The sequence below is a fragment of the Variovorax sp. Varisp53 genome (assembly GCF_059491555.1).
Genome location: NZ_CP168512.1, coordinates 3,639,544 through 3,657,713, shown reverse-complemented (window position 1 = coordinate 3,657,713; position 18,170 = coordinate 3,639,544). Strand labels below are relative to the sequence as shown.

Genomic DNA, 18,170 nt, shown 5'->3' with positions numbered 1-18,170 from the left:
GTCAAATCCGCTTTCCTTCGATGGGCCGTGGCGCCACCTGGAAGTTATTGCGGCCCGCCCCCTTGGCCTGGTAGAGCATCTCGTCGGCCTGCCTGACGAGCGCGGCAGCCGTTGCGGTGCCGCCTTGGTAGAACGCCACGCCGATGCTCGTGCTGATGGAGATCGTCCGCTGTTCGGTGGTGAACGGCACCTGCATGGCCTTGATCAACTTCGAGGCGGCGGAAACCGCTGCGTCCCCGTTGGGCAGGCCCTCCATGATCACCGTAAACTCGTCGCCGCCCAGGCGCGCGCGGACATCGCTGGAGCGCAGCGCCTGCGACAACCTGCCCGCGAAGCCCCGCAGCAGCTCGTCTCCCGTCTGATGCCCGAACCGATCGTTGATCTGCTTGAATCCATCGATGTCCAGGTACATCAGGGCCATCAATGCACCGGCGCCGCGCGCACGCTCCATCGCCTCCGCCAGGCGCACCTCGAACCCCGCGCGGTTGGCAAGACCGGTGAGAGGATCGATCTGCGCCAGGTTCACCAGGCGCTTCTCCTCGAGCTTTTGCCGCGTGATGTCGGTGATCACGGCATGGAAGCCGACGATGGCCTCGTCGTTCACCGCAGGCTGCGGGATGTACTGGGCCTCGTAGCAGTAGTAGGCGTCGCTCTTGTCGACCTCGCTCTGGAAAGTGACGACCTCGCCGGCCAGGGCCGCGCGTATGTGCGGTTGCACGGCCTCGTAGGCGGGCTCGCCCAGGAGCTCCTTCACGGTGTGCCCCTCGATCTGGTCGCGGGAGAGCCCGAACCCGCGCTCGTAGGCCAGGTTGTTGAATCGATAGCGCTCCTCCGCATCGATGTAGGCGACGCGCATCGGCAGTGCGTCGGCCACCGTGCGCAGGCGCGCCTCGCTTTCCTGGAGGGCTTCCTCCGCCTCGTGGTGCGCGGTGATGTCGCTGTCCAGCGTATAGAGGCCGATCACTTCGCCGCGTTCGTCGCGCTCGGGAACCAGCGTGGCCTGGATATCGCGGCGCCCGCCAGGCGTCGCCAGCCTGCGCTCGTAAGTGACCTGGCGCCCGGCCAGTGCCGCGCGCATGTGCGGCTCCATCTGTGCCCACGCTTCATTGCCGTAGAAGTCGCGAAGGCTCAGGCCGAGCAGTTGTTCGGGCTGGACGTCGAACCAGTCCTGATAGGCCTTGTTGACGAAGCGCAACCGCAGGTCGCGGTCCAGGTAGGAGACCAGCGCCGGCAGGTGGTCCGTCACCATGCGCAGGCGATGTTCGCTGTCGCGCAGCGCCCGCTCCGCGGCCTTGGCCGCCGAAATGTCGCGCATCAACCCCGAGAAATACTCCACCTTGCCGTGCTTGTCGCGATGCGCGATCACCATGTGGCTGGCCGGAAACTCGTTGTGCTCGGCGTCCCACACCATCGATTCGCCGACCCAGACGCCGGTCTTGACCGCGGTGGGCACCACCTCCGAGCGGAACCTTTCCATCGTCTCCGGCGGATTGAAGTCGGCCGCGCTGAACTGTTCGATGGGGGCGTCGAGGGCCAGCCCCGTGCGGCGGCGTGCGGCCGGATTCATGTAGATGAGCCGCCCCGCCGCGTCGAGCTGGACGATGTAGTCGGTCGTCATGTCGAAGATGGCCGTCAACGTGCGAAGTGCCCGTTCGGCGCGCGTGCGCTCGGTGATGTCGGTCACCGTTCCCACGTGGCCGAGCACGCGGCCTTCGGCGAGCACGGGCCGGCTTCTCAATGCCACCAGCACCTGGGTTCCATCCCTGCGATGGAGCCGGCGTGTGGCGCTCAACGGCGCGGCCGTGCTGACGACGCGAACCCAGTCCTGGCGAACCGTCTCTCGAATCTCCTCGCGCACGAGCGTGAGCCAGCCTTCTTCCGCGTCCTTCCGCTCGAGCCCGTGGATCGCCAGGTACTCGTCGTTCACGTAGGTCATGCGCCCGTCGCTGTCGCAACGGAACAATCCCACGGGTGATGCATCGGTGACCGCCGCCATCTCGAGCCGCTGCTCGCGCAGGTCGGCCATCAGTGCGTCGAACTCGCGTGCCAGGTCCCCGCGCTCGTCGTTGGCGACGACATCGAGCCTTACCTCGCTGTCCGGCGAACGGCGCAGGGTACGGATCGCGCCGCTCAGCGCCTCCAGGGGACGCATGACCCACGCAGTGCCCAGCCAGACCAGGAGCGCGCAGCCCAGGCCCAGCCCGATCAATTGCAGCAGCAGGTTGCGCCTTGCCTGCTCCAGCGGCGCGTAGGCGATGTGCGCAGGCACGATCAGGCGCAGTTCCCAGTCGGCACTGGGCACGGCGGCGCGCGTTGCCATGTCGCTCTCGGTACCGCCGTTGAAGGCGACGGCGATTGCGGCTGCAGGCTTGAGCAGCAGGTTCGCATCAGGGTGCATGACGACCTGCGGAGACTGGCCGCGCGTGACGATCATGTAGTGGCCGCCCCGGCCGATGGTGGCGCGGCTGAGATCACCAAGCACGTTGGCGCGCTGCAGGTTCAGCGCCGCGCCGAGCACACCGGCGAGGCGGCCGTCGGGGCTCTTGACGGGGACCGCCATGACGACCGCAGGCTGTTGGGTGCTCTTCGTGAGCAGGGGCGCCGAGATCGCGGGCTGGCCCATGTCGCGCACGCGCCTGAAGTAGTCGCGGTCGCCGACGTTCGAAGGCCGGCTGGTGGGCGGGTCGATGGCGACGATGGCGCCGTCCAGTGTCGCCAGCGCGGCGTTGTCGAACATCGTGCGCAGGTCCTGGTCGGCAAGGAAACGCTGTTGCGCCGCGGGGTCTGAAAAGCCGTGCAGGCTGAGTTCCCGGGCCGCACGCGCCAAGGCGGCCAGATGGATTTCGAGCTTGTAGTCGAGATCTGCCGCTGCGCTGTCGGTCAGTGCCTGCTGCTGCTCGCGCATCAGGTTGAGGTACTCGCTGGACAGGCTTCGGTATTGCCACCAGCCAGCCACACCGACCAGCGTGAGTACGAGCGATGTGACCAGCAGTGCTGTCTTCGTTCTTAGCTTGAGCCGCACTTGGTTTCCTCCGCCACCACGGTGCCGGTGGCCGCATTGTTCGATGATAGCAACGGCTTTTTCACGGCCGCCGCAACGCCGCGCGCGCACACGCCAGAAACGGCTTGATGAGCGGACTGTCCCAATCGCTGCGCCAACACGCGGCGATGTCCATCGTCGCGTCGACGCCGCGAAAGGGGCGGAACACCACGCCCGGGGGGCGGCCGATCTGGGCGCAGGCAGGCAGGATGGCCACGCCCTTGCCCGCCAGGACAAGCGCCAATGCGGACACCATGGTCTCGACCCGCAGCGCGATCGGCATGTTGACCTCGTGCCTGCGCAGCATCGACGTGACGACGGATTTGTCGACGTCGCCTTCCGGAACGGGAAGGCCGATCAGGGGCATGCCGGAGAGGCGCGCCAGCGGAATGCTGGACATCCGTGCCAACGGCGAATCCGATCGCACGGCAAGCAGCAGCGGCTGGCTGCCGATGCGTTCGACCGCAATGCCTGGCTTGGCAATCGGTGGGATGCAGATCGCGACCGAAACGTCCGAGTCGGTGATGGCCTTTACGTTGTTGACGGCATTCAGCTCCACGTACTGGATCTCTACGTCCGGAAGCCTGAGCCGAAGCTCGTTTTCCAGCCGTGGCAGCACCAGGTAGGACAGCACGACCATGGTTCCGACCGCGAGTCGCCCTCTGCTGCCCGAGCCCACGGCGCGCGCGGCGTCGAATCCTTCGTTGGCGAGCAGCAACGCCTCCTTGGCGCGCTGGAAGAGGGCGTTTCCCGCGTCGGTGATTTCCATGCCGCGCGCCGCCCTGCGGAACAAGGGCGCGCCGATGGCCGCTTCCAGGTTCTTGATGTGAACCGACAGCGGCGGCTGGGCCATGTTGAGCCGCCGCGCCGCCTTGCCGACGCTGCGCTCCTCTGCAACGGCAACGAAGTAGCGAAGTGATCTGAGGTCGGGTGTAGCCATACGCTGTGCATATGCCTTTTCTAGAAAACAGTATTGGACGCAATGTTGCCGCGTATCAATCATCTACGCATGAAGAATTTTCCGCGCCTTCCAAGGTCCGAGATCTGCGAGATGTCCGCGTCGGCGATGCGCACGCTGGTCGCGCAGCGCGAACTCTCCCCGGTTGAGATCGTCGACGAGGTGCTGCGCCGCGCCGATGCGCTCCAGCCGCACCTGAACTGCTTCATCACTCTTTGCCACGAAGAGGCGACCGAACAAGCCCGGCAGGCCGAGCAGGCGATCATGAGAGGCGACACCGTGGGGGCGCTGCACGGCTTGCCGTTCACCGTGAAGGACATCGTCGACACCGCGAACGTCAGGACCACCTACGGATCGTTGCTGCATCGCGATCACGTGCCCGCGCACGACGCCGTGGCCGTGGCGCGCCTGCGCGAGGCGGGCGGCATCCTCATCGGCAAGACGACCTCGTCGGAGTTCGGTGCCAAGTGCATGACCGACGCGCCGCTCTTCGGCAGCACGCGCAATGCATGGGATCCGACGCGCACCAGCGGCGGCTCCAGCGGCGGAGCCGCCGTTTCCATGGCAGCGGGCATCGCGCCGCTGGCCATCGCGACCGACGGGGGCGGCTCCACCCGTATTCCCGCGGCGTGCAACGGCGTGGTCGGGCTGAAGCAGAGCCTGGGCGTGGTTCCGCACAGCCAGGTGCAGGACGCGTTCGGCAACTACACCTACGTGACGCCCACCACGCGCAACGTCGGCGACACGGCGCTCATGCTGCAGGCGATGACCGACGCCCACGGTTCGGACCCCTGGTCGCTGGGCGTGCCGGCCCGGCGCTACTTCGACGACCTGCAGCCCGGCGGCGACCTGCGAGGCAAGCGCGTCCTTTTCAGTGCCACCCCGGCGGGGCGGCCGATTGCCGCCGACGTCGCCGCCGCTTTCGAGGCCGCCCTCGCAACCCTGCGGTCGATGGGCGCGGACCTGGAGGAGATGACGGGCGAGGGCTATGACGTCGAGCCGGTGTGGCGCGTGATCAACCACACGAGCTGGCGCGGCCGGTTCGCTCCGCTGGCCGAGGCGCACGCCGACCAGTTGAGTCCGTCGCTGCTGCAGCAGCTGGCGCTGGCGGAGCACGTCGACGGGGTCGCCTTCCAGCAGGCCATGTTCGCGAGGACCGCGCTCTTTCGCAAAGTCCAGGCGCAACTGGAGACGCACGACTTCATCTTCACGCCGACTCTTTCGCGCACGGCGCTGCCGATCGACCAGGACCTCTTCGGAAGCATCGAGATCGACGGCAGGGAATTTGCAGAGCTGCGGCCCAACTGGTTCCCCTGGACGATGCCGTTCAACCTTACCGGGCACCCCGCCATCAGCCTGCCGTGCGGCGCGGGCCGCGACGGCCTGCCCATCGGCATGCAGCTCGTCGGCGGCTTCCGCGAAGACCTGCAGTTGCTGCAGGCCGCTGCGGCTTTCGAGGCCAGCCACCGGCCGGCCAATCCGCTGCCGGTCCTGGCCTTCTGAGCACGCCATCCATTTCTCTTCCTGTTCTTCGCCAATCAACCTTGCGGGTATCTCACCATGACCTCGTTTCCAAAGACACTCGTGCTCAGTGCGTTGGTCGCCCTGGGCGGAAGCTTCGCGCATGCGGACAACAACGCGCCCATCAGGCTGATCGTGGGATTTCCACCGGGTGGCGCGCTCGACAACCTGGCACGCTCGGTGGCCGAGGACTTGCGCACCGCGCTCAAGGAACCGGTGCTGGTGGAGAACCGGCCTGGCGCGTCGACCCGCATTTCCATCGAAGCGGTCAAGACGTCGCGGCCTGACGGGCGCACGATCCTGATCGGCGCGACGCCGCCATTCGTGTTCTTTCCGATGACTTATGCGCGGCTGAACTACGACGTCGACAAGGACTTCATTCCCGTTGCCCACCTCGCCAACGTGCCCAGCGTCGTCTCCACCGGCGCGGGCCAGCCGTACAGGACGGTTCCCGAATACGTGGCGTGGATCAGGAAGAACCCCGGCCAGGCCAGCGTGGGCATGACCAACCTCGGGGGCGGGCTTCACTTCAGCGTGCTGCAGCTGTCCAAGGCCATCGGCGTGCCTCTGACGGCGGTCACCTACAGGGGCGGGGCGCCGCTGGCGACCGACATCATCGGCGACCACGTGCCGGTCGGCACCGACGCGCTGGCCAGCCAGCTCGAGCTGCACCGTTCCGGAAAGCTGCGCATCCTGGGCGTCGCAGGAACGAAGCGGCTGAGCTGGCTGCCCGAGGTTCCGACGATCAAGGAAGCGGGCTACGACGCGTTCGACCGGGCCAATGCCGCCTATGCCGCGTTCGTGCCGGCGGGCACGCCGAAGGACGTTGTGGCAAAGCTCGAAAGCGCGTTCCTGGCCGCGATTCGCAACCCGCGGGTGCGCGGGCAACTCGATCACATGGGCCTCGAGCCGACGGGGCTTCCCGGCGCGGAAGTGACCCGGGTGATGAACGAAGACCGCGAGTACTGGCGCCCCATCGTCAAGGCCTCGGGATTCAAGAGCGAAGACTGAACCGGTGGCGGCCGCATTCATCGCAGGCTCTTCGCGCGCAGAGGCGGCTGCCGACGACGAGGACAGGGCCGGATGGGCCGTGCTCGCCGCGGCATGCCTCGGCGCGCTGCTGTGCTTCCTGAACTTCAGCGCGCTCAACGTGGTGCTGCCCGCAGTGGGGCGCAGCCTGCAGGCCTCGCCCGCCCAGGCGAGCTGGATCCTGCTGTCCTACATGCTCGTGAGCACCGTGTGCATCCTCAGCTTCGGGAGGCTCGCCGACCTGTGGGGGCGGCGGCACCTGTTCCTGGCGGGGCTGGGCCTCTTCGTGATCGCCTGTGCAGCCTGTGCCGTCGCGACGAGCGCGGAAACGATGCTTGTCTTTCGCATCTGCCAGGCCGTGGGCGCCGCGGGTGTCATGGCCAACACCAGTGCGCTGGTGGGCGATGCGTTCGGCCGACGCAGGATGGGGCTCGCCCTGGGTGTGCTCGCGATGGTGGCCGCGCTGGCCCAGGTCGCCGGCCCGCTGGCGGGCGGCTTCATCGTGTCGTGGTGGGGATGGCGGGTTCTCTTCATGCTCAATGTCCCGGTCGGCCTGTGCGTCCTGGCATGGTCGTGGCGGATCCTCCCGAAGACGGCGGCGGTCCGTGCCGAGCGCTTCGACGTGGCCGGCGCCGCGTTGTCCCTGGCCGGGATCGGATGCGTCACCTATGCGCTCTCGCTGGCCGGGAGCCATGGCTGGGCCAGCATGCCGGTGTGGGGCTTCCTGCTCGCGGGCGGCGCGGGAATCCTGTCGTTCGCCCGGCTTCAGCGGCGCGTGGCCAGTCCGCTGGTCGACCCCGAACTCTTCGGCGACCTGCGACGCCGCACCGCCTACATCTGCATCCTGCTGCTGTCGATGACACAGGCGGCGCCTCTTTTGCTGATTGCGCTGTATCTGCAGGCATGCACGGCCCTGTCTGCCTCGGATGTCGGGCTGCGCGTGGCGCCTGTCGCCCTCGGGATGCTGCTGGCCGCGCCCGTTGCCGGCGGCCTGCTGCAGCGCTTCAGGCCCGAATCGATCTGCATGGCTGCGATGCTGCTCGCCGCAGGCGCGCTGGCGCTGCTGGCCGCGCTGCTGCAGCCGTCGATCGGTGCCGGGCAGCTTGCCGTGTGCCTGTTGATGCTCGGCTGCGGCATAGGGAGTTTCGTGACGCCCAACAACGCGTCGATCCTGCAGAGCGTGCGTCCCCAGCGGCGGGGCATCGCCAACGGCGTGCGCTCGACGCTCCAGAACGCGGGAATCATGGTGGGCACAGCGTTGACGCTGGGCGTGGCGATGGCGCAACTGCCCGAGGACTCGCAGCGAATGATCCTGGGACACGGCGGCACAGGCCTTTCGGCTTTCGATGCTGCGCTGCTCACCCGGGGCGCGAGGTACGCGCTGCTCATGCTCGCGTTGTGCTGCGTGTCGGGAGCAGTGCTGATCGCGAAGACATGCCTTCGGCCCGCGCCGCCGCCACCGGCCTGAAGCCGCTCGGCGCCGTTACAGCAGATACACCCGGGACGCGGAACGTCGCCGGGCGGCTGGATCGCCGGGAGGGGCGCTCCTAGGATTCGCTTCGTCCCATCCACTCGCCGAATGAAAGAGAAGACGAAATGAATCCTCCCGTCCAGCGCCGCAGCCTGTTGCTCGCCGCCTCCGTCCTGCCGCTCGCCGGCGCATGCACCGCGTGGTCCCGAACGGGATCGCCGTTTTCGGCCGAGGCACAGCTCGCCGAGCTCGAACGCGCTTCGGGCGGCCGCCTGGGCGTGGCCGGCTTCCACACCGGCAGCGGCGCGCGCATCCAGCACCGGGCGCACGAGCGCTTTCCGCTGTGCAGCACTTTCAAGCTGATGCTGGCGGCGGCCGTGCTCGAACGCAGCGCGAAAGACGTCAGCCTGCTCGCGCGGCACATCGGCTACGGCAAGGCCGACCTCGTCTCCTGGTCGCCCATCACCGAGAAGCACGTGGCCGACGGCATGACGGTCGCCGAACTCTGCGCCGCCACCGTGCAGTACAGCGACAACGGCGCCGCCAACCTGCTGCTGAAGATGCTGGGCGGCCCGGCCACGGTCACTGCCTTTGCGCGCGGCATCGGCGATCAGGCCTTCAGGCTCGACCGCACGGAGCCCGAGCTCAACACCGCAATTCCCGGCGACCTGCGCGACACCACCACGCCTGCGGCGATGTCCGACAGCGTGCAGCGGCTGGCGCTGGGCGATGCGCTGGGCACGGCGCAGCGCGACCAGTTGAAGGACTGGCTGCTCGGCAACACCACGAGCACCGAGCGTTTCCTGGCGGGCGTGCCGGCCGGCTGGAAGGTGGGCGACAAGACCGGCTCGGGCTCCTACGGCAGCACCAACGACGTCGGCGTGCTGTGGCCGCCGACCGGTGCCCCGGTGGTGCTGTCGGTGTACCTGACCTTTCCGCAGAAGGACGCGAAGGGACGCAGCGACGTCATTGCATCGGCAACGCGCATCGTGGTGGCTGCGCTGGCGGGCTGAGGCGCCGTCAGCTGCTTTGCCGCACCATCAGTTCGAACCCCATGTCCACCATCGGTTCGTTCACCGGCTCGCCGCGCATCAGTGCCAGCAGCATCGAGGCGGCGCGCATGCCGATTTCCTTGCGCGGCGTGCGCACGCTGGTCAGGGGCGGCAGCATCTGGTCGCTGCCGTCGAGGTCGTTGAAGCCTGCGATCGCCACGCGCTGCGGTACCGCGACGCCGGTGCGCAGCGCGGCGAGCAGGCCTCCCTGCGCAAGGTCGTCGTTGCAATAGAAGATCGCGTCGATGTCCGGGTGGCGGGCGAGCAGGTCTTCGAACTGCCGTCCGCCGAGCGCCATGGACGTCGGACCCGGCGTGAGCAGTTCGAGCTGCGGGTCGTGGCAGCCCGCCGCACGCAGCGACTGCCGATAACCTTCGAGCCGCTGCATCACGCGCGGATCGAGCTGGCCCGCCGCATAGGCGATGCGCCGGCGGCCGCGCTGCAGCAGGTGCTCGGTGAGCGCACGGGCCGCGTCCTGCTGGGAGAGCCCCACGCTGTAGGTGCCCGGCGCCGGCGAGGTTTCCATGAGGTGCACGCAGGGCACGTCGCTTTCTTCCAGCATGCGCGAGGCCGCCGCGCTGCGGTCGAGGCCGGTCAGCAGCAGCCCGGCGGGGCGCTGCGAGAGATAGCTGCGCAGCAGCGCTTCTTCCTGCGCGAGGTCGTAGTGCGTCACGCCGATCAGCGACTGGAAACCCGAAGGTGCCAGCGTGTCCTGCACCGCCTCGAGCAAATCGACGAACAGGGCGTTCGTCAGCGACGGGATCAGCACCGCGACATGGGAGCTGCGGGCCGAAGCCAGCGCACGCGCGGCAACGTTGGGCACGTAGCCGAGCTCGTCCACCGCGGCCTGCACGCGGGCCTGCAGGTCCGGCGCCACGTTGCGTGCTCCGCGCAGCGCGCGGGACACGGTGATCGGGCTGACGCCGGACACCCGGGCCACGTCGTCGAGCGTGACGCGGCTGGAAGAACGGGAGCGGGGGCGTTCGGAGGTGTCGGTCATTTTTATTGGGGTTAATACCAGTATTTAATTGGACAGCGCAGTCCTAGGATAGCGCTATCCCAGCCCTTGGCCATCGGCACAAACCCGGTTCGATCGCCCTGCGGCTGATTTTTTCGATCTTTGAGGATAGCGCTATCCCAAAAATGCCTGGCGGCCCTCGTGCAGCCAGGATCCTGGAGACAACATGTTCGGTTTAAGCAAAGAGGTGTTCCTGCTGGTCGATGCCCTGGCAGCGATCCTCGGGCTCATCCTTCTGATCACGCGCTGGCGCGTGCATCCCTTCATCGCGTTGACGCTGGCCGCGGGCTTCCTGGGCCTGACCTCGGGCATGCCCGTGGCGCTGGTGATGAAGTCCTTCCAGGACGGCTTCGGCGGCGTGCTGGGCTTCGTGGGCATCGTTCTGGGCCTGGGCACCATGCTCGGCAAGATGATGGCCGAGTCGGGCGGCGCCGACCGTATCGCGCGCACGCTGGTTGGCGCCTTCGGCCGCGAGCGGGTGCACTGGGCGATGATGTTCGCAGCCTTCCTGGTCGGCATTCCGCTGTTCTTCGAGATCGGCTTCGTGCTGCTGATCCCGCTGGTCTTCATCGTGGCGCGGCGCACCGGCGTATCGCTGATCCGCATCGGCATCCCGCTGCTGGCCGGGCTCTCGGTGGTGCACGGCCTCGTGCCGCCGCACCCGGGGCCGCTGCTGGCCATTGGCGTGTTCAACGCCGACATCGGCAAGACCATCTTCTACGGCCTGCTCGTCGGCCTGCCCACGGCGATGATCGCGGGCCCGATCTTCGGCAAGTTCATCTCGAAGTACGTGCCGGGCGAGGCTTCGCCCGAGCTGATGGCGCAACTGGCGCACGAGCCCGAGGCGCGCGAGCTGCCGGGCTTCGGCATCACGCTGCTCACCGTGCTGCTGCCGGTGGCGCTGATGCTGCTCAAGACCTTCGCCGACGTGGCGTTCGACGAGAAGAACGTCGTGCGGCAGTGGCTGGATTTCATCGGCCATCCGATCACGGCCCTGCTCGCCGCGCTGCTGCTGTCGCTCTACACCTTCGGCACCGCGCGCGGCTTCACGTCGAAGCAGATCATGAAGTTCGTCGACGACAGCCTGGCGCCCACGGCAGCCATCGTGCTCATCATCGGCGCGGGCGGCGGCTTCAAGCAGATGCTGGTGGCCAGCGGCGTGGGCAACGCGATCGGGCAGATGGCGCTGCATGCGCAGATATCGCCGATCCTGCTGGCATGGCTCGTGGCGGGCCTGATCCGCATCGCGACCGGCTCGGCCACGGTGGCGACCATCACGGGCGCGGGCATCGTTGCGCCGCTCGCCACCATGGTGCCGGGCGTGAACCGCGAGCTGCTGGTGCTTGCCACGGGCGCGGGCTCGCTGATTCTTTCGCACGTGAACGACGCGGGCTTCTGGCTGGTGAAGCAATACTTCAACATGAGCGTGGCCGAGACTTTCAAGACCTGGACCGTGATGGAGACGCTGATCTCGGTTGTCGCGATCATCTTCATCATGCTGCTCAGCATGGTTGTCTAGGAGAAGGCATATGAACCGCATCGCCATCGGGGTCGACATCGGAACCACCAGCACCAAGGCGGTCGCCTTTTCCACGGCGGGGCGCGTGCTGGCGAACGATGCGGTGGAGTACCCCCTGCTGCAGCCCGAACCCGCGGCCGCGGAGCAGGACCCGGAGCAGATCTACCGGGCCGTGCTGTCGACCATTGCCTCCTGCGTGCGGCAGTGCAAGGCGGCGCCGGGCGATGTGCTGTGCGTGTCGTTCAGCGCGGCCATGCACAGCTTGATCCTGGTGGACGAGCACGGCGCGCCGCTGACGCGCAGCATCACCTGGGCCGACCACCGCAGCGCGGCCTGGGCCGGGCGCATTCGCGCGGAGTGGGAGGGCGACGCGATCTACCACCGCACGGGCACGCCGATCCATCCCATGTCGCCGCTGGCCAAGCTGGTGTGGCTGCGCCACGAGCGCCCGGAGCTTTTCGCGCAGGCCCGGCGCTTCGTCGGCATCAAGGAGTACGTGTTCTTCCGGCTGTTCGGCCGCTGGCTGGTGGATCATTCGATCGCCTCGGCCACCGGGCTCTTCAACATCGGGCAGCTCGACTGGGATGCCGGGGCGCTCGCGCTCGCGGGTGTGCGCGCCGAGCAGCTTTCGGATCTCGTGCCCACGACCTGGCACGTGGAGGGATTGGCGGGCGAGACGGCGGCGCAGCTCGGCCTGTCGAGCGACACGCCCTTCGTCGTCGGGGCCAACGACGGCGTGCTTTCCAACCTGGGCGTGAACGCGGTGGCGCCGGGCGAAGTAGCCGTGACCATCGGGACCAGCGGCGCGATGCGCACGGTGATCGACCGCCCGATGACCGACGCCGAAGGCCGCACCTTCTGCTATGCGCTGGCCGACCGGCGCTGGGTGGTCGGCGGGCCGGTGAACAACGGCGGCATTATCCTGCGCTGGGTGCGCGACGAGTTCGCCTCTGCCGAGGCAGAGACCGCCAAGCGACTGGGCATCGACACCTATGAGGTGCTCACGCGCATTGCCGAACGCGTCTCGGCCGGCTCCGAAGGGCTGGTGTTCCATCCCTTCCTGACCGGCGAACGTGCGCCGTACTGGAATGCGGATCTGCGCGGCTCCTTCTTCGGCCTGGGCATCCATCACCGCAAGGAGCACATGATCCGCGCCGTGCTCGAGGGCGTCATCTTCAATCTCTACAGCATCCTGCCCGCGGTCGAATCGATTGCGGGCACGAGCACCAGCATCAAGGCCACGGGCGGTTTTGCACGCTCGGGGCTGTGGCGCCAGATGATGGCCGACGTGTTCGACCGCGAAGTGGTGGTGCCGGAGAGCTTCGAGAGCTCCTGCCTCGGCGCGGCCGTCCTCGGGCTCTATGCGCTGGGGCACGTCGATTCCCTGGACGTGGTGTCGGGCATGGTGGGCGCCACGCACCGCCACACGCCCAATGCGAAGAACGCGGCGCTCTATCGGCAATTGCTGCCTGTGTACCTCTCACTGCCGCGCAAGCTCGGCGACGAATACCGCACCCTTGCGAAGTTCCAGCAGCAGGCGGTGCAGCGCACCGGTGACTGAGGCGATTCCTTTCTCTTTCCAGTTGGAGATCCGGTCTTGTTGAACACGATCCCGCCAGCCATCGCCGTCCGACCGCACATGCCCGACACCCTGTGCCGCGCGATGCTCCAACGGCCCGGTGCCGACGTGTTCGACAAGAAAAACTCGATCCACTGCGCCGAGTACGCAGCCCGCGACCGGCAGGCCGGCCTGCACGACTACGAACTGCATCTCACGGGGGCCTTGCCAGGGCGCATCCGCGTGAGCGACGGCGCGGACAGGGAGGTGCCGCCGGAAGCGGTCGTTCTTCTGGGCCCCAGGCTGCCGCACAGGCTGGCCATCGAATACCGCGCAACCGGGGCAGCCGAACAGCCGCGTGGCCTGGTGCTGCGCTTCGGCGACGAACCGCTGCGCCGGGGCATGGAGCTGTTTCCCGAACTCAATGACGCAGGCCCGCTGCTGGCCCGCGCACGGCATGGCGTGCAATTTCTCGGCCTCGGCGAGGGCACGATTGGGCGCTTCAGGCGCATCCACGCGCTGCAGGGGCTCGCACGCTTCTCGGAATTCACCGCGCTGCTGAGCGAACTCGCGCAGTGGAACGACTACCGTCTTCTTTGCACGCCGTCGCTGCAGGAAGACGCGCATGACGAGAACGGCCGCGCGACGCGTATCCACACGGCGCTCGACCACATCCGGGAAAACTACGCGGAAGAACTCTCGCTCGCCGAAGTCAGCGCCATGGTCGGCATGCGCGAGCACACCTTCTCGCGCTGCTTTCGCCGTGCCACGGGGCAAACCTTCACCGACGTGGTGATCGGCCTGCGCGTGGACAAGGCCTGCCGACTGCTGCTGTCCACGCGCCAGCACGTCAGCAGCATCTGCTACGAGGTGGGGTTCAACAACATCTCGAATTTCAACCGGCACTTCCGCAGGCTCAAGGGCATGGCGCCGGGTGAATTCCGTGCCATTGCGCGGGAGTAGGGCTTACAGCACGAACCACCCCACCGCCACATAGTGGCTCGCCGTCCCCGCCAGCACGAACAGGTGCCAGGCCCCGTGCGCATGCCGGAAGCCCTGGCGGTTGCGGTAAAACACCGTTCCCGCCGTATAGAGCACGCAGCCGATCAGCAGCCATGCCAGCCCCGCGCCTTCGAGCCGCGCGGCCAGCGGCACGGCGGCCAGCACGCCGAGCCAGCCCATGCCGATGTACAGCGCCAGTGATGGCTTTTCCAACGCCTTGCCTCCGGCCGGCATCAGCTCGCGCCAGATGCCGAAAAGCGCCGCGCCCCAGACCGTCGCCAGCAGCAGCCAGCCCCATGGGCCTTGCAGCGTGACCAGCGCGAAGGGCGTGTAGGTGCCCGCGATCAGCAGGTAGATCGCGCAATGGTCGGCGCGCTCCCACATGCGCTTGAGCCGGCCGCGCGTGCTGTGGAAGAGGGTGGAGGCCGCATACAGGGCCACGGCCGAGAGCGAGAACACCAGCGCTCCCGCGATGCGCGCGGGGTCGCCGGTGGGCAGGGTCTTGGCGAGCAGCAGGGCTGTCGCGAGCAATGCGAGCAGCAGGCCCAGCAGGTGGCTGTATCCGTTGAACCGTTCGCCGGGGTACATGCAGCTCGCTGCCGGCCTCAGCGGCCCGTTTCCTTCAGGTAGCTCGCGCGCGCCGCGAACGCCGTGTTCGCGAAATCGGAGAACACGCCGTCGATGCCCGCGCGGAAGTACGCGAGGTATTCAGCCGTCGGGTCGCCCTTGTAGATGCCTGCCAGGTACTTGGCCTCGTTGCGGAAGGTGTAGCTGTGCACGAACAGGCCGGCCTTGTGCGCATCGGCGATCAGGCTGGTGGGCTTGATGGTGTTCACATCGGCCAGGCCCTTGCCTGCGACGAAGGGCACGATGGTGTGGGCCATGACCTGTGGCTTCCACGGGCCGATGCCGTCGGCATAGGTCTTCACGTCGGCCAGGCCCGCGGGCGTGAGCATCTCTCCGAACCACTTCGGGTTGCCGGCCAGCGTCCAGCTGTAGGGGCGGCCGTCGACGAAGGTGTAGACGTCCTTGGTGACGTAGATCATCTCGCCGGTCTGGTAGTTGACGTCGTTGCCGTCCACCAGTTGCACCGCGCGGGCCTTCATGCCGGCCGAGCGCAGGTACTTCAGGCTCTCGGGCTCGAAGCTCTGCACGAAGATCGGCGCGTCCTTGCGGTTCAGGTCGTTGAAATTCATGATCTTCAGCAGCGCGTCTTCCAGCGGATGGCTGCCGGCCGGCCCGCAGCCGTTGGCGATGGCCTGGGCGTTGTTCCAGATCGGGTTCTTGGTCTCCGGGTACACGGTGAGCGTGCGGCCGGTGGCTGCGCTCTTGGCCTTGGCGATGTCGATGATTTCCTGGAAGCTCAGGATCGGCAGCTTGCCGTTGAGGTCGGTCGGACGCTGGTCCCTGGCGTCGTAGGTGGTGCCGCGGATCCACTGGCGCAGCTCGTCCATCGTGAAGTCGGTGATGGACCAGTCGTTGGTGTGGTCCTCGCCATCGACGACGAGCGACTTGAGCACCGACTTCGGATCGCTCGGGTCGGTCAGGTCGCTCAGGTACTGGGCCGGGCCGTTGGCCTCGACGGGCGGGTACGTCACGTTCACCAGCACGCCCGGCACGGTGCGCTTGCGGCCCGCGACGGTGGTGTTGGTCTTGGCCACGTCTGCGATGTTGGTGTTGTCGCTGAGCCAGGGGTTGTGCCGCGCGACGAGCACGCAGTCCTTGGTGAGGTGCAGGTCGGTCTCGAGCGAATCGGCGCCGGCGTCGGCCGCGGCTTCGTAGGCGACCTTGGTTTCCTCGGGGTACAGGCCCGGCAGGCCGCGGTGGCCGATGACCAGCGGGACCGAGCCGTCGAGCGTGCCCAGGGGCGCGGGAGCCGGGGCAGGGGCCGGCGGTGCGGGGGCAGGTGCCGGCGCCGGCGGGAGAACCGGGAACGCGATGCCACCGCCGCTGCCGCCTCCGCAGGCTGCAATCAAGAGGCTGCCGCCGATGGCTGCGAGGGCGGCGCGAACCGGGCGTGGCGCGGGAGCGGGAACGTTCTTTTTCATGTGAAATTTTCGAGTGTTTGTCGAAAGAGAAACGAAAGCCGCCGGATGCTAGGTCGGGTGCATGACGCAGCAGTGACCGAGGCCGAAGGCCCAGGCCTCGGGACAGCGGGCGCGGGGCGAACGAATGGCAGACGATGTTCCGAGCGCATCAGAAATAACTGAAACGCAGCGCGAGCCCGCACCATCTAATGGGAAAAGCAGCACACCATGCCCCACACCGCCTCCACACCCGACGCCGCCCTCGCAACCGAGGGTGCATCCGACCGCGAGCTTGCGGCACGCTCCGCACAGGGCGACACGCGTGCTTTCGAGGCCATCATGCGGCGCCACAACCAGCTGCTGTTCCGCACGGCGCGCAGCGTGCTCAAGAGCGACTCCGAGACGGAGGACGCCGTGCAGGAGGCTTATTTGCGCGCGTGGCGGGCCATCGGCACCTTCCGGGACGACGCGCAGCTTTCGACCTGGCTGGTGCGCATCGTCATCAACGAGGCCCTGGGGCGCCTGCGGCGCCGAGGGGCGCAGGTGATTCAGCTCGACGGGGCGCACGTTGCCGACGTGGACCCGGACCCGGACCCGGCGTCGGCGGTGGCCGACGATCCCGACCTGCAACCCGAACGTCTGGCCATGCGTGAAGAACTCCGCCTTCTGATGGAGCGCCGCATCGACCGGCTGCCCGATGCCTATCGCACCGTGTTCATGCTGCGGGCGGTCGAGGAAATGAGCGTGGCGCAGACGGCGATTGCGCTCGCGCTGCCCGAAGCGACCGTGCGCACGCGCTTCTTTCGCGCACGCAGCCTGCTGCGCGAGGGCCTGTCTTGCGACATGGACGTCGCTTTGGGCGACGCCTTCTCATTCGATGGCGCACGTTGCGATCGCATCGTGGCGGGTGTGCTGTCGAGCCTTGTCGACGCGCGGGAATCGCCCCGCTCGTGACGTTCACCCCTGCGAGGAAAACAAAATGTCCTTCTTTCAGATGACTTCCCCCATTGCCGCCCGGCGCATGTTCCTGGGCCGTTCGGGCCTGGTGCTGTCCGGCGCCGCGGTTGCGCTGCTGGCCGGCAAGGACGTGCTGGCCGCGAAGGCCGGCGGCGCGACCGGGAACGATGTGCAGATCCTCAATACCGCGCTGGGCGCGGAGCTGGAAGCCATTGCGGCGTACCAGCTCGGTGCCGAAAGCAAGCTGCTCGAGAAGCCGGTGCTCGACCTGGCGGTGACCTTCCAGGGGCACCACAAGGCGCATGCGGAGGTGCTGGCCCAGACGATCGCCAAGCTTGGCGGCAAGGCCGTTGCGGCAAAGCCGAAGTACGACTTTCCGGCGGACCAGCTGAAGTCGCAGGCGGACGTGCTGCGGTTCGCGGCCAAGCTCGAACAGGGCGCGGTGAGTGCCTACCTGGGGGCCGTGCCGCTGTTTGCGAACCGCGACCTGTCGAAGGCGGCGGCGAGCATCCTCGGCGACGAAGCCATGCATTGGGCCGTGCTGCGCCACGCGCTTGGCGAGGCACCGGTTCCTTCGGCCTTCGTGTCGTGACGCCCCTGCAGCTTCTGGCGGTTGCCGCGCTGTTCTCAAGCATGGCCGCATGGGGCGCCGCGCCCGATGCGGTGCGCGGCGAGCAGATCTACGCGCGCTGCCTGGCGTGCCATGCGCTGGCGACCGACCGGGTCGGGCCCAGGCACTGCGGCCTGTTCGGACGGCTGGCTGGCAGCGTGCCCGGTTTCAGCTATTCGCAGGCCATGAAGAATTCGAAGATCGTGTGGAACGACAAGACGCTCGACCGCTTCCTGGCGAAGCCGCTGGCCATGGTGCCCGGAAGCGCCATGACCTATGACGGCGTGCCGGACCCCATGGAGCGGGCGGACCTGATTGCGTACCTGCGGCAGGCGAACGGCAAGCCTCCGTGCACGAACAGCCATTGAAGAAAAGCATCACGCGCGTGTACCCACAAGCACCGGCCGA

At 67.7% G+C, this 18,170-nt stretch carries 15 protein-coding genes; 10 read left to right on the top strand and 5 right to left on the bottom strand.

The window, feature by feature from the left end; translation table 11 throughout:
• Position 1 precedes the first annotated feature (1 nt).
• Positions 2–3,022, bottom strand: coding sequence for a PAS domain-containing protein (locus tag ACEOAB_RS17035; protein ID WP_413749530.1), 3,021 nt, complete (start codon positions 3,020–3,022; stop codon positions 2–4).
• A 61-nt stretch (positions 3,023–3,083) separates the two neighbouring features.
• Positions 3,084–3,980 carry a LysR family transcriptional regulator gene (locus tag ACEOAB_RS17030; RefSeq protein ID WP_495652995.1) on the bottom strand — a complete coding sequence of 299 codons (897 nt, stop codon included), beginning with the start codon at positions 3,978–3,980 and terminating at the stop codon, positions 3,084–3,086.
• Positions 3,981–4,049: 69 nt separating this feature from the next.
• Between ACEOAB_RS17030 and ACEOAB_RS17025 the strand changes: the two genes are divergently transcribed.
• The 4 genes from ACEOAB_RS17025 to bla all read left to right on the top strand — a co-directional run bounded on the left by ACEOAB_RS17025 (position 4,050) and on the right by bla (position 9,032).
• Positions 4,050–5,501, top strand: coding sequence for an amidase (locus ACEOAB_RS17025; RefSeq protein ID WP_495652994.1), 1,452 nt, complete (start codon positions 4,050–4,052; stop codon positions 5,499–5,501).
• 57 nt (positions 5,502–5,558) lie between these two features.
• The gene (locus ACEOAB_RS17020) at positions 5,559–6,530 is read left to right on the top strand and encodes a tripartite tricarboxylate transporter substrate-binding protein (protein ID WP_413749527.1); all 972 of its coding nucleotides are present in this window, start codon (positions 5,559–5,561) and stop codon (positions 6,528–6,530) included.
• 4 nt (positions 6,531–6,534) lie between these two features.
• Positions 6,535–8,016 carry an MFS transporter gene (locus ACEOAB_RS17015; RefSeq protein WP_413749526.1) on the top strand — a complete coding sequence of 494 codons (1,482 nt, stop codon included), beginning with the start codon at positions 6,535–6,537 and terminating at the stop codon, positions 8,014–8,016.
• A 128-nt stretch (positions 8,017–8,144) separates the two neighbouring features.
• Positions 8,145–9,032, top strand: a complete 888-nt coding sequence (gene bla, locus ACEOAB_RS17010; protein ID WP_413749525.1) for a class A beta-lactamase — start codon at positions 8,145–8,147, stop codon at positions 9,030–9,032.
• A 7-nt stretch (positions 9,033–9,039) separates the two neighbouring features.
• Here the strand turns inward: bla and gntR are convergent, their stop codons facing one another.
• Entirely contained in the window at positions 9,040–10,071 is a 1,032-nt protein-coding gene (gntR, locus tag ACEOAB_RS17005) for an HTH-type transcriptional regulator GntR (RefSeq protein WP_413749524.1), read from the bottom strand.
• A gap of 184 nt (positions 10,072–10,255) precedes the next feature.
• Here gntR and ACEOAB_RS17000 point away from each other — a divergent pair, with 184 nt between their 5' ends.
• From ACEOAB_RS17000 to ACEOAB_RS16990, 3 genes are read left to right on the top strand one after another with little or no spacing between them, the layout of a single operon-like run.
• A complete protein-coding gene (locus tag ACEOAB_RS17000) occupies positions 10,256–11,608 on the top strand; it encodes a GntP family permease (RefSeq protein ID WP_413749523.1) in 1,353 nt (450 codons plus the stop codon).
• Between the two features lie 10 nt (positions 11,609–11,618).
• The gene (gene gntK / locus ACEOAB_RS16995) at positions 11,619–13,169 is read left to right on the top strand and encodes a gluconokinase (RefSeq protein WP_495652993.1); all 1,551 of its coding nucleotides are present in this window, start codon (positions 11,619–11,621) and stop codon (positions 13,167–13,169) included.
• Between the two features lie 36 nt (positions 13,170–13,205).
• Entirely contained in the window at positions 13,206–14,129 is a 924-nt protein-coding gene (locus ACEOAB_RS16990) for an AraC family transcriptional regulator (protein WP_413749521.1), read from the top strand.
• A gap of 3 nt (positions 14,130–14,132) precedes the next feature.
• Here ACEOAB_RS16990 and trhA read toward each other — a convergent pair whose 3' ends face one another.
• Complete coding sequence (gene trhA / locus ACEOAB_RS16985; RefSeq protein ID WP_056591933.1) at positions 14,133–14,756, bottom strand: PAQR family membrane homeostasis protein TrhA; 624 nt, start codon at positions 14,754–14,756, stop codon at positions 14,133–14,135.
• Between the two features lie 17 nt (positions 14,757–14,773).
• On the bottom strand, positions 14,774–16,216 hold the full coding sequence (locus ACEOAB_RS16980; RefSeq protein ID WP_495652992.1) for a glycerophosphodiester phosphodiesterase family protein: 1,443 nt from the start codon (positions 16,214–16,216) through the stop codon (positions 14,774–14,776).
• Positions 16,217–16,423: 207 nt separating this feature from the next.
• Here ACEOAB_RS16980 and ACEOAB_RS16975 point away from each other — a divergent pair, with 207 nt between their 5' ends.
• The 3 genes from ACEOAB_RS16975 to ACEOAB_RS16965 are packed head-to-tail and all read left to right on the top strand — an operon-like array spanning position 16,424 to position 18,130.
• Positions 16,424–17,149, top strand: coding sequence for an RNA polymerase sigma factor (locus ACEOAB_RS16975; protein WP_413750891.1), 726 nt, complete (start codon positions 16,424–16,426; stop codon positions 17,147–17,149).
• Positions 17,150–17,174: 25 nt separating this feature from the next.
• Positions 17,175–17,744, top strand: a complete 570-nt coding sequence (locus ACEOAB_RS16970) for a ferritin-like domain-containing protein (protein WP_413750892.1) — start codon at positions 17,175–17,177, stop codon at positions 17,742–17,744.
• Between the two features lie 41 nt (positions 17,745–17,785).
• Positions 17,786–18,130, top strand: a complete 345-nt coding sequence (locus ACEOAB_RS16965; protein ID WP_007834613.1) for a c-type cytochrome — start codon at positions 17,786–17,788, stop codon at positions 18,128–18,130.
• Positions 18,131–18,170 lie beyond the last annotated feature (40 nt).